The organism is Rhizobium sp. BK491 (assembly GCF_014194925.1).
Classification (GTDB): Bacteria; Pseudomonadota; Alphaproteobacteria; order Rhizobiales; family Rhizobiaceae; genus Rhizobium.
The window spans coordinates 474,598-486,702 of record NZ_JACIAR010000001.1 but is presented as its reverse complement, the minus strand read 5'-3'; the positions used below and the strand labels follow the sequence as shown (position 1 = coordinate 486,702).

General features: G+C 58.5%; 9 protein-coding genes. All 9 read left to right on the top strand.

Translation table 11 applies throughout. From position 1 onward, the window contains the following. Positions 1-312: 312 nt before the first annotated feature. The 9 genes from FHX05_RS02470 to FHX05_RS02430 all read left to right on the top strand — a co-directional run bounded on the left by FHX05_RS02470 (position 313) and on the right by FHX05_RS02430 (position 12,042). The gene (locus tag FHX05_RS02470) at positions 313-1,548 is read left to right on the top strand and encodes an ABC transporter substrate-binding protein (RefSeq protein WP_015340098.1); all 1,236 of its coding nucleotides are present in this window, start codon (positions 313-315) and stop codon (positions 1,546-1,548) included. A 219-nt stretch (positions 1,549-1,767) separates the two neighbouring features. Further along, entirely contained in the window at positions 1,768-2,673 is a 906-nt protein-coding gene (locus tag FHX05_RS02465) for a sugar ABC transporter permease (protein WP_183870567.1), read from the top strand. Between the two features lie 37 nt (positions 2,674-2,710). Continuing rightward, on the top strand, positions 2,711-3,607 hold the full coding sequence (locus FHX05_RS02460; RefSeq protein ID WP_210293569.1) for a carbohydrate ABC transporter permease: 897 nt from the start codon (positions 2,711-2,713) through the stop codon (positions 3,605-3,607). Between the two features lie 3 nt (positions 3,608-3,610). Then, positions 3,611-4,702 carry an ABC transporter ATP-binding protein gene (locus FHX05_RS02455; protein WP_183870566.1) on the top strand — a complete coding sequence of 364 codons (1,092 nt, stop codon included), beginning with the start codon at positions 3,611-3,613 and terminating at the stop codon, positions 4,700-4,702. Positions 4,703-4,760: 58 nt separating this feature from the next. Beyond that, on the top strand, positions 4,761-7,226 hold the full coding sequence (locus tag FHX05_RS02450; protein ID WP_183870565.1) for a glycoside hydrolase family 2 protein: 2,466 nt from the start codon (positions 4,761-4,763) through the stop codon (positions 7,224-7,226). Between the two features lie 106 nt (positions 7,227-7,332). Next, entirely contained in the window at positions 7,333-8,094 is a 762-nt protein-coding gene (locus FHX05_RS02445) for a sugar phosphate isomerase/epimerase (protein WP_183870564.1), read from the top strand. 11 nt (positions 8,095-8,105) lie between these two features. Beyond that, positions 8,106-9,239 carry a Gfo/Idh/MocA family oxidoreductase gene (locus FHX05_RS02440; protein ID WP_183870563.1) on the top strand — a complete coding sequence of 378 codons (1,134 nt, stop codon included), beginning with the start codon at positions 8,106-8,108 and terminating at the stop codon, positions 9,237-9,239. A gap of 69 nt (positions 9,240-9,308) precedes the next feature. Then, positions 9,309-10,340 carry an L-glyceraldehyde 3-phosphate reductase gene (gene mgrA, locus FHX05_RS02435; RefSeq protein WP_183870562.1) on the top strand — a complete coding sequence of 344 codons (1,032 nt, stop codon included), beginning with the start codon at positions 9,309-9,311 and terminating at the stop codon, positions 10,338-10,340. Between the two features lie 91 nt (positions 10,341-10,431). Then, a complete protein-coding gene (locus FHX05_RS02430; RefSeq protein WP_183870561.1) occupies positions 10,432-12,042 on the top strand; it encodes a glycoside hydrolase family 43 protein in 1,611 nt (536 codons plus the stop codon). Positions 12,043-12,105: the final 63 nt, after the last annotated feature.

Genomic DNA, 12,105 nt, shown 5'->3' with positions numbered 1-12,105 from the left:
CTCATGTCGAGAAAACTAATATATGCGACGGTTCAATCCGCATCCTTTTTCCAAAATTTGCAGATACTCGAGAAGGTTTCAGGTGTTCGGCTGATGATGTTAAAAATAAATAAATATAATCAGCAGCTTAAATTTTCCAGATCCTTGCGAATGGTGGGATGAATGGCAGGCGTTTTGGCTTATTCGAAAGAAGGTATATAATTCGAGGTGCTATATTTGAGCCTGCTGAAAAAATTTGTGAGCGAGCGGTTGCGCGTTGAAAATGATTCGACTACGTTTTTCCGGCAACGTTTCAGTGAGGGAGGAGAACTCATGAATATTCGTTTGATGGCCGCTGTGCTGGCCGCTTCAGTTGCATTGCCGCTTGGTGCGGCCAAGGCAACTGATCTTGAGGTAACGCATTGGTGGACTTCCGGTGGTGAAGCTGCCGCCGTGGCGGAATTGGCAAAGGCGTTCGACGCGACCGGTAATCATTGGGTCGATGGTGCGATCGCCGGCTCGGGCGGCACTGCTCGTCCGATCATGATCAGCCGCATCACCGGCGGCGATCCCATGGGTGCCACCCAGTTCAACCACGGTCGTCAGGCCGAGGAGTTGGTGCAGGCCGGCCTGATGCGCGATCTGACCGACGTCGCGACGCAGGAGCATTGGAAGGACATCATCCGTCCGTCGAGCCTGCTTGATTCCTGCACGATCAACGGCAAGATCTATTGCGCGCCGGTCAATATCCATTCCTGGCAGTGGCTCTGGCTTTCGAATGCTGCTTTCAAGAAGGCCGGTGTTCCGGTTCCGAAGAATTGGGATGAATTCGTTGCCGCCGCTCCTGCGCTGGAAAAGGCAGGCATCGTTCCGCTCGCTGTCGGTGGCCAGCCATGGCAGGCGGCAGGTGCCTTTGACGTTTTGATGGTCGCCATCGCCGGCAAGGATAATTTCGAGAAAGTGTTCAAGGACAAGGATGCGAAAGTCGCTGCCGGACCGGAGATTGCCAAGGTCTTCAAGGCTGCCGATGACGCACGCAAGATGTCCAAGGGCTCCAACGTTCAGGATTGGAACCAGGCCACGAACTTGGTCATCACCGGCAAGGCCGGCGGCCAGATCATGGGAGACTGGGCACAGGGTGAGTTCGCCTTGGCAGGCCAGAAGGCCGGCACGGACTATACCTGCCTTCCCGGCCTCGGTGTCAATGAAGTCATTTCCACAGGCGGCGACGCATTCTACTTCCCGCTGCTGAAGGATGAGGCCAAGTCGAAGGCTCAGGATGCGCTCGCGAAGACGCTTCTCGATCCGAAGACCCAGGTTGCCTTCAACCTGAAGAAGGGTTCGCTGCCGGTGCGCGGCGACGTGGACCTCACAGCAGCCAACGACTGCATGAAGAAGGGCTTGGAAATTCTGAAGAAGGGTAACGTGATCCAGGGCACGGACCAGCTTCTTTCTGCCGACAGCCAGAAGCAGAAAGAAGATCTATTCTCCGAGTTCTTCGCCAATCCTTCGATGACGCCGGAAGCTGCCCAGAAACGCTTTGTCGAGATCATCGCTGCTGCTGATTGATCTCTATCTTCTCGCTGTAGTGATGCCGGCCTCGCGTTGCGGGTCGGTATCACGGCCGGGACACGTCCTGTGATCCGGCTGGCTACGGCGCCCTTAGGCGGCGGACCCACAGGGACGTGACGTTCGGCCGTGGATGAGGAGGGAGCGACAGGAACCGAGATCGGGTCATGGCCCAGAGTTCCTGATCGTCGAAGCAATCGCGCGTTAGAAGGAGCTACAATGACGGGTCATGCGAAAGCCGGCCGGCCAAATCAATTTCTGCGCAATCTGAATTCGAAGATTGCATCCATTCCAATGATCCTGACGGCCGTCGTCATCTTCCTCGGCGGCACGATCTGGACAGTGGTTTATTCCTTCACCAATTCAAAGCTGCTGCCACGTCTCAGCTTCGTCGGGCTGGACCAATACCACCGTTTGTGGGCGGCGCCGCGCTGGGTCGTGTCCATTGAGAATCTTGCCGTTTACGGCATTTTTTCCATGATCTTCAGTCTCGTCATCGGCTTCGTGCTGGCTGCGCTGATGGACCAGAAGATCCGGTTCGAAAACACCTTCCGCACGATTTTTCTTTATCCCTTCGCTCTCTCCTTCATCGTCACCGGCCTCGTCTGGCAGTGGCTGCTTAACCCCGAATTCGGCATCCAGTCCGTGGTGCGCTCGCTCGGTTGGACGACATTTACTTTCGATCCGCTCTATACCCCGAGCATTGTCATCTACGGTGTGCTGATAGCAGCTCTTTGGCAGGGTACGGGGCTCGTGATGTGCCTGATGCTCGCAGGCCTGCGCGGCATTGACGAAGATATCTGGAAAGCGGCGCGCGTGGACGGGATTCCGATGTGGCGGACCTATGTTTTCATCGTCATTCCGATGATGCGCCCCGTCTTCATCACCACACTGGTCATCATCGCCAGCGGTATCGTCAAAGTGTACGACCTCGTCGTCGCGCAAACGAGCGGCGGACCTGGCATCGCGTCGGAAGTCCCGGCGAAATACGTCTACGACTACATGTTCCAGGCGCAGAACCTCGGTCAAGGGTTTGCTGCTTCCACCATGATGCTGGTGACCGTCGCGATCATCGTCATCCCCTGGGCTTATCTGGAATTCGGCGGAGGGCGCAAACGTGTCTAATCCTGTTACTCTCAAGAATGTAAACGGCGGTGCCGCCTTGACGGAGAAGACGCTCTCCGGACCGAGTGGCCGCAAGCCGCGGCGGGTGATTTCCGGCCGCAATATCATGCTCTACGGTACGCTCTTCGTCGCCGCGGCCTATTACCTGTTGCCGCTATATGTGATGATCGTCACGTCGCTGAAAGGGATGCCTGAAATCCGGCTCGGCAACATCTTTTCGCCGCCGCTCGAAATCACTTTCGAACCATGGGTGAAGGCCTGGGCAACGGCTTGTACGGGCCTCAATTGTGACGGCCTTTCCCGCGGCTTCTGGAATTCCGTGCGCATCACCGTGCCGTCGACGATCCTGTCGATCGCGATTGCCTCGGTCAACGGCTATGCGCTTGCCAATTGGCGCTTCAAGGGAGCCGATCTGTTCTTTTCGATCCTGGTGATCGGGGCGTTCATACCGTATCAGGTGATGATCTATCCGATCGTCATCGTGCTACGCGAAATCGGCATCTACGGTACGCTGACCGGACTTATCCTGGTGCACAGCATCTTCGGCATGCCGATCCTGACGCTGTTGTTCCGGAACTATTTCGCATCGCTGCCGGTAGAGCTTTTCAAGGCCGCGCGCATCGATGGCGCCGGCTTCTGGCAGATTTTCCTGCGCATCATGCTGCCCATGTCATTGCCGATCTTCGTCGTTGCCATGATCCTGCAGGTCACAGGCATCTGGAACGACTTCCTGTTCGGCGTCGTCTTCACCAGGCCCGAATATTATCCAATGACCGTCCAGCTCAACAATATCGTCAATTCCGTCCAGGGCGTGAAGGAATACAACGTCAACATGGCGGCAACGATCCTCACCGGTCTTGTTCCACTTATCGTCTATTTCGTGTCCGGGCGACTCTTCGTCCGCGGCATCGCCGCCGGCGCAGTGAAGGGGTGATCCATGAACAGTAGCGTTTCCATCAAAGACCTCTCGCTCGATTTTGGCGCGGTCACCGTTCTGAAGAACCTCAACCTCGAGATCAATGACGGTGAATTCCTGGTGCTTCTCGGTTCGTCGGGCTGTGGCAAATCGACTTTGTTGAATTGCATTGCCGGCCTGCTCGATATCACCGAGGGGCAGATTTTCATCAAGAACAAGAACGTCACCTGGGAAGAGCCTAAGGATCGCGGCATCGGCATGGTGTTCCAGTCCTATGCCCTCTACCCGCAGATGACGGTCGAGAAGAACCTGTCCTTCGGCCTGCGCGTTGCCAAGGTGCCGCAGGACGAGATCAACAAGCGCATCGCGCGGGCTGCCGAGATCCTGCAGATCCAGCCGCTTCTGAAGCGCAAGCCGGCCGAGCTTTCGGGCGGTCAGCGCCAGCGCGTCGCGATCGGCCGCGCCTTGGTGCGCGACGTCGATGTGTTCTTGTTCGACGAGCCGCTCTCGAACCTCGATGCCAAGCTGCGCTCGGAGCTGCGCGTCGAAATCAAGCGGCTGCATCAGTCGCTGAAGAATACCATGATCTACGTGACCCATGACCAGATCGAGGCGCTGACGCTCGCCGATCGCATCGCGATCATGAAGAACGGCGTCATCATGCAGCTCGATGATCCCACGACGATCTACAATGAGCCGCGCAATCTCTTCGTTGCAGGTTTCATCGGCTCGCCGTCGATGAATTTCCTCAAGGGCGAACTGGTAAACCGCGAAGGCAAGGTCGTGTTCGCGACCAATAACGTGCTGTTTTCTCTCGACGGCTACAAGGCCGGCGAGGCTCTGGAGGTCGGCCGCAAGGTTGTGCTGGGAGTTCGTCCTGAGCATATCAAGGTCAATGAAGCGACCGCGTTAGGTGCCGAAATTCACGATGCCACGGTCGACATCGAAGAGCCGATGGGTGCCGATAATCTGCTCTGGTTGAAGCATGCCGGTCATACCATGTCGGTTCGCGTCAATGGCGCGAGGCGCTTTGGCCCCGGTTCGGCCGTAAAGCTTGGCTTCGATATGTCTGTCGCATCGCTCTTCGATGCGCAGACAGAACTCAGAATATGATCCCATGCCCGGAGGCGGCTCAGCCGCCTCCTTCTTTGCAGCGGTCCGAGGAGGTCCGATGTCTTCTTCCATCAATGATAGCCTCACCGTCGATCTCGCGGGATCGTGGAGGCTGACGTCCCCCGACAGCGATCATTCTCTGTCTATGTCTCTGCCCGGTGATGTCCATTCCGCGCTCTATGCGGGGGGGCTTATTCCCGATCCTTATTTTGCGCGGAACGAAGAGGTCGTGCAGTGGGTCGCCAAGCAGGACTGGGAGCTGACGCGCAGCTTCGTACTCGATGATGCCGGCGGAGACTGGTATCTCGATATCGATTATCTCGACACGGTCGCCAGCGTCTACGTCAACGATGCGTTGGTGCTGGAGGGCAATAACTGTTTTCAGCGTTATCGCCCCGACGTCTCGAAAGTGCTGAAGACGGGTACGAACACCATTCGCATCGTCCTGCATTCGAGCATTTCGGCTGGTGCTGCCCTGCAGGCGAAGCAGCCTTTCTACATTCCCTACAGCACCGGCAATTCGCCGATCCCGAACGGTAACATGCTGCGCAAACCGCAATGCCATTTCGGCTGGGATTGGAACATTGCGATTGCACCGCTTGGCCTCTATGGCACCATCGCGCTGAAGAAGCTCGAAATAGCCCGCATCGAAAATGTCGTCACCCAGCAGATTCACAATGACGACGGCTCGGTCGATCTCAAGGTGACGGTGGCGCTATTTGCCAAGGGAACGGGGATCGCGCAGCTTTATTTCTCGCTTGATGACGAGCGGGTTCGCCTCGATGTCGGCGTCAACGCCGGCGAGACGTCGATCACCCATTTCTTCCATATCGACAAGCCTAAGCTTTGGTGGCCGGCAGGCAATGGCGAGCAGGCACTCTATGCTTTGTCGGTGGAAACCAATTTCGAAACCGTCACGCGGCAGATCGGCCTGCGCACGGTCGAGTTGATTACCGACGAGGACGAGGCTGGCAGCCGTTTCGCGTTGAAGATCAACGGTCGCGAGATATTTGCCCGTGGGGCCAATTGGATCCCGGCCGATGCCCTGTTCTCACGCTCCAATCCGGCCGCGACCGAGGATCTGCTGCAATCGGCCGTCGATGCCAATATGAATGCGATCCGTGTATGGGGCGGCGGCTTCTATGAGCATGACTGGTTCTACGACACCTGCGATCGCCTGGGTCTGATGGTGTGGCAGGACTTCATGTTTGCCTGCAATCTCTATCCCTCGACGAGCGACTTCCTGGAGAATGTCGAGGAGGAGGTGGGCTATCAGGTGCGCCGGCTTGCGACGCATCCCTCCATCGTTCTCTGGTGCGGCGACAATGAGCTGGTGGGTGCGCTCACCTGGTTCGAAGAATCCCGCAAAGATCGCGACCGCTATCTCGTCTCCTACGATCGCCTGAACAGGACAATCGAGACGGCGATGAAGAAGGCGCTGCCGGATGCGATCTGGTGGCCATCGAGCCCGGCTTCGGGCTATCTCAATTTCGGCGACGCCTGGCACGCCGATGGCTCCGGCGACATGCATTATTGGTCGGTCTGGCACGAGAACAAGTCCTTCGACAATTATCGGTCCGTGCGGCCGCGCTTCTGCTCGGAGTTCGGCTTCCAGTCCTATACCTCGCTGCCTGTCATCAAGACCTATGCCGAGGCGAAGGATATGAATATCGCCTCTCCGGTCATGGAACTGCACCAGAAGAATGCCGGCGGCAACGAGCGCATTGCCGGCACGATGTTCCGCTATTTCCGCTTTCCCAAGGATTTCCCGAATTTCGTCTATCTGAGCCAGGTCCAGCAGGGCCTCGCCATCAAGACGGCGGTGGAATATTGGCGATCGCTGAAGCCGCATTGCATGGGCACTATTTACTGGCAGCTCAACGACACCTGGCCGGTGGCCTCGTGGTCCAGTCTCGATTACGGCGGCCGATGGAAGGTGATGCATTATCTGGTCCGGCGCTTCTTTCAGCCTGTATCCGTTGCGGCAATTCCTTCGGACGACAATAAGACGATCCGCTTCTCTCTGGTCAACGACACCAATGCCGATGTGGTGGTCGATATTTCCGTATCGCTGCTTAAGCTTGATGGTGAGCGCATGCCGCTGACGATGGCGCATGCCGTCTGCACGCCGGATGCCGCCGTCACGGCGTTGTCGATCGATGCGGATCAGGTTCCCACCGATTGTCTGCTGGCGTGGCGCTTCACCGCATCGAACGGCATGGGCGGCGAGGGGCACTATGTCCACGGCACCTACAAGGCGCTTGAGCTTCAGCCCGCCGGCCTGACGGTGCTGCGGGAGGAGAAAGAGGAAAACGGGACCGTGGAACTCACCGTCACCGCAAGGGGACTTGCGCTGTTCGTGATGATCGAGAGCGAGGCGGAAGGGCGTTATTCCGACAACGCCTTCGATCTTGCCGCCGGCGAAAGCCGCCGCGTCGTCTTCACGCCGGCCAAGCCGCTCGCAAGCGGCGTGCCCGAATTCCGCATCTACGATCTGCAATCCAGCCAGTCGGTGGACAGCTAAGCGGCGAACGGCCGGCTGATGGATTGAGCTATTGCGCCGCAGTGGCGGCGCTTTCGGGGCCCCAAGCCCCAAAACAGACGGCCGGAAGGCCATTGGAGGACTATTGATGACGAAACTTGGATTTCAGCTCTACAGCGCTCGCAATTTCCAGCCCTATTCGGAGATCTTCGTAAAGCTCGGCAAGGCCGGCTATGCCGAAGTCGAAGGCTTCGGCGGTATCTATGCCGATCTTGATGAGACCGGCCTCAAGAACCTGCGCGCCGAACTCGACAAGAACGGCTTGCGGATGGCAAGCGGCCATTTCGGCCCGGATTTCCTCGACGGCGAGGTGCAGAAGTCGCTCGCGATCGCCAAGACCCTGGGCATGGATTCGATTTATGCGCCCCATATCGGCGCCGACCAGCGCCCGAAGGATGCCGCCGGCTGGCTCGCCTTCGGCAAGCGCCTGCATGAAATGAGCAAGCCTTACAAGGATGCAGGCTTCGAATTCGGCTGGCACAACCATGATTTCGAATTCGTCAAGCAGGCTGATGGCTCGCTGCCGATCGAGCAGATTTTCGAGGGCGCACCGGATATTTCCTGGGAAGCCGATATCGCCTGGGTCATCCGCGGCGGCGGCGATCCCTTCGCCTGGATCGAAAAGCTCGGTCCGCGCATCACGGCCGTTCACGTCAAGGACATTGCGCCGGTCGGCGAAAACAAGAATGAAGATGGCTGGGCCGATGTTGGGCACGGCACCGTTCCGTGGGCAAAGCTGCTCAAGGCGCTCGCCGGCACCAAGGTCAAGCACTTCGTCGTCGAACATGACAATCCGAGCGATGTCGATCGCCTGATCACGCGCTCCATCGCATCCTTCAAGAGCTTTTGAGGCATTTCCACATGGCTAAGGAACTTGGCGTCGGCATCATCGGATGCGGCAACATCTCAACCACTTATTTCTCGCTCGCACCGCTCTTCAAGGGTCTGAAGGTGCTGGCTTGCGCAGATATCAACATGGATGCGGCGCGGGCGCGCGCCGAGGAATACAAGGTCAAGGCCCAGACCATCGACGAACTGCTCGCCAATGACGAGCTGGACGTCATCGTTAACCTGACCATCCCGGACGCGCATTTCCCGGTTTCCAAGCGCATCCTCGAAGCGGGCAAGCACGTCTACTCCGAAAAGCCGCTCGTGCTGACGCTGGAGCAGGGTGAGGAGCTCCGTCGCATCGCCAAGGAAAAGGGTCTGGCAGTCGGCTGCGCTCCAGACACCTTCCTCGGTGGTGCGCACCAGCTCGCCCGCAAATTCATCGATGACGGCGGTATCGGGCGCGTCACTTCGGGCGCATGCTATGTGATGAGCCCGGGCATGGAAATGTGGCATCCGAACCCGGACTTCTTCTTCCTGCCTGGCGGCGGCCCGATCCTCGATCTCGGCCCTTACTACGTCGCCAACCTCATCAACCTGATCGGACCGGTGAGGCGTGTTGGCGCGATGACCTCCATGGCATCGCCGACCCGCACCATCACCAGCCAGCCGCGCAATGGCGATATCATTCCGGTGAAGACCCCGACGACGATCCAGGCGCTGCTGGAATTCGTTAGCGGCGCCCGGATCACGCTGACGGCGAGCTGGGATGTGTGGTCGCACCGCCATGCCAATATGGAGCTCTACGGCACCGATGGCTCGCTCTACGTGCCCGATCCGAACTTCTTCGGCGGAACCGTCGAGGCAAGCGGCCGCGACAAGGACATCAAGCCGTTGGAAAACTGGGCGCATCCTTTCGGTATCGTCAATCAGGAAAGCCCGAACGGTGCCCGCGCCAACTATCGCACGGCCGGGCTTGCCGACATGGCGGCCTCGCTGATCGACGGCCGCGATGCCCGTTGCTCGCTTGATCGCACCCTGCATGGCGTCGATGTCATGACCTCGATCCTGAAATCCGGTGAAGAAGGCCGTTTCATCGATCTAACGACCACCTGCACGCAGCCGGCAGCGCTCGGCATCGAAGAGGCTCAGGCGCTCTTGAAGTAGGCGCAGGAAGAGCTAATTTGCGCGCGGGTAACCAACCCGCGCGCTTTTTCATCTCGAAGGAATTCCACTATGGCCTGGCAACCGGCATCCGATCGCTATTCAAAAATGAAATACAACAGGACCGGCCGTTCCGGTCTCAAGCTGCCGGCGGTCTCGCTGGGGCTCTGGCACAATTTCGGCGGCGACACGCCGCATGACCGCAAGGTCGACATGTGCCGCACGGCCTTCGACCTCGGTATCACCCATTTCGACCTCGCCAACAATTACGGACCGCCTCCCGGCAGCGCCGAGACCGCGTTCGGCGAGATTCTGCGCACCGATTTTGCCGGCTTGCGCGACGAGCTTATCATCTCCTCCAAAGCCGGCTACGATATGTGGCCGGGTCCCTATGGCGAATGGGGCAGCCGCAAATATCTGATCGCCTCCTGCGATCAGAGCCTGAAGCGTATGGGCCTCGACTATGTCGATATCTTCTATTCCCACCGCTTCGATCCGGATACGCCGCTCGAGGAGACCTGCGGCGCGCTCGACCATATCGTCCGCTCGGGCAGGGCACTTTATGTCGGCATTTCCTCCTACAACTCGCAGCGTACGCGTGAGGCTGCCGCCATCCTCAAGGACCTCGGCACGCCATGCCTGATCCATCAGCCGAGCTATTCCATGCTCAACCGCTGGGTCGAGGATGACGGTCTGGTCGATACGCTCGAAGACCTCGGCATCGGATCAATCGTCTTCTCGCCGCTCGCTCAGGGCATGCTCTCGACCAAGTATCTCGGCGGTATTCCGGAAGACAGCCGTGCGGCACAGAACCACTTCCTGAAGCGCGACTTCATCCGCCCGTCGATCATCGACAACATCAAAAAGCTGAACGAGATCGCCGAAAAGCGCGGCCAGACGTTGGCACAAATGGCGATCGCCTGGGTTCTGCGCGGCGGCCGCATCACGTCGGCTCTGATCGGCGCCAGCCGTTCGTCGCAGATCGTCGATTGCGTCAAGGCGCTTGATAATCTCGACTTCACGGCCGAAGAGCTGAAGCAGATCGATGTCTATGCCAAGGAGGCTGATATCAATCTCTGGGCCAAGTCGGCTGAACGCGACTGATCATCATAAGACGCCCGGGACCTGGTTCCGGGCGTCTCATTTGTATGACCGCACATCGCCTGATGTCGTGGTCTCTGGAGGAGAGAGTTTCATGATCCGCAATCCGATCCTGCCGGGCTTCAATCCCGATCCATCCATCTGCCGCGTGGGCGAAGACTACTATATCGCCACCTCGACATTCGAATGGTATCCGGGCGTGCAGATCCATCATTCGCGCGATCTCGTGAACTGGACCCTGGTTCGACGGCCGCTGGAGCGGGCTTCGCAGCTCGACATGCGCGGCGAACCCGACAGCTGCGGCATCTGGGCACCTTGTCTCTCCTATGCGGATGGGCTGTTCTGGCTCGTCTATACCGACGTCAAGCGCTATGACGGCAACTTCAAGGACGCTCATAACTACATCGTGACCTCGCCAACCATCGAAGGCGAATGGTCCGAGCCGGCCTATGTCAATTCCTCCGGTTTCGATCCATCCCTGTTCCACGACGATGACGGCCGCAAGTGGTTCGTCAACATGCAATGGAACCATCGCACCGAGAGCTATGGCGGCTCGCCGAAAACGCCGGCTTTCGACGGTATCCTGCTGCAGGAATGGGATCCGGCGACGAAATCGTTGAAGGGGCCGATCAGGAACATTTTTGCCGGCACCGAGCTGGGGCTGGTCGAAGGGCCGCATCTCTTCAAGCGGAACGGTTGGTACTATCTGACCACGGCTGAAGGAGGCACGGGGTACGATCATGCCGTAACCATGGCGCGATCCCGCGACATTGCTGGGCCATACGAACTACATCCGAACAAGCATCTGATCACCTCGAAGGATCATCCGGAGGCGGCGCTGCAACGTGCGGGCCATGGCCAGTATGTCGAGACCCATGATGGCCACTTCTACCATACGCATCTTTGTGGGCGGCCTTTGCCTCCGCATCGTCGCTGTACGCTCGGTCGGGAAACGTCCCTGCAGAAATGTGTTTGGAAAGAGGATGGCTGGCTCTATCTCGAAAACGGCACCAGTGTTCCCGATGTCAATGTCGTAGGCTTGAACGGTGCCGTACCGGTGGATAAGCCACGCCGTAGCGGTTATAATTTCGACGAAGGCAGACTGCCGATGGATTTTCAGTGGCTGCGGACGCCGCAACCGGAACGCATCTTCAGCGTGATGGAGCGACCCGGCCATTTGCGGCTTATCGCCCGCGAGAGCATCGGTTCCTGGTTCGAGCAATCGCTCGTTGCCCGCCGCCAGGAACATCACAGTTTCCGCGCTGAAACGGTCGTCGATTTCGAGCCCGACACCTATCAGCAGGTTGCGGGCCTGACGCACTACTACAATCGCTTCAAGCTGCATGCCATTGCCGTGACCCTGCACGAGAAGCTCGGCCGCTGCGTCACCATCATGACCTGCCCGGGCGATTATCCGAATGGCCGCCTGAGCTTTCCGATCGAGGGCGGCGTCGCCGTGCCGGATGGGCGGATCCAGCTTGCCATGGAAGTGCGGAACAACGACCTGCAGTTTTTCTGGCAAGCCGAAGGCATGGGCGCATGGCAGGCGATCGGGCCAGTGCTCGATGCCGGCGTCATCTCGGATGAGGGCGGGCGTGGCGAACACGGCTCATTCACCGGTGCCTTCGTGGGCATGTTTGCCTTCGACCTCTCAGGCCGGGCAAAGACAGCGGATTTCGACTGGTTCAACTACGATGAACTGTGAGAGGTGATGACTTCCGGCGGTGGGCTGTAAAGCCGGCCGCTGTTCTCACTCTATTACGGAATT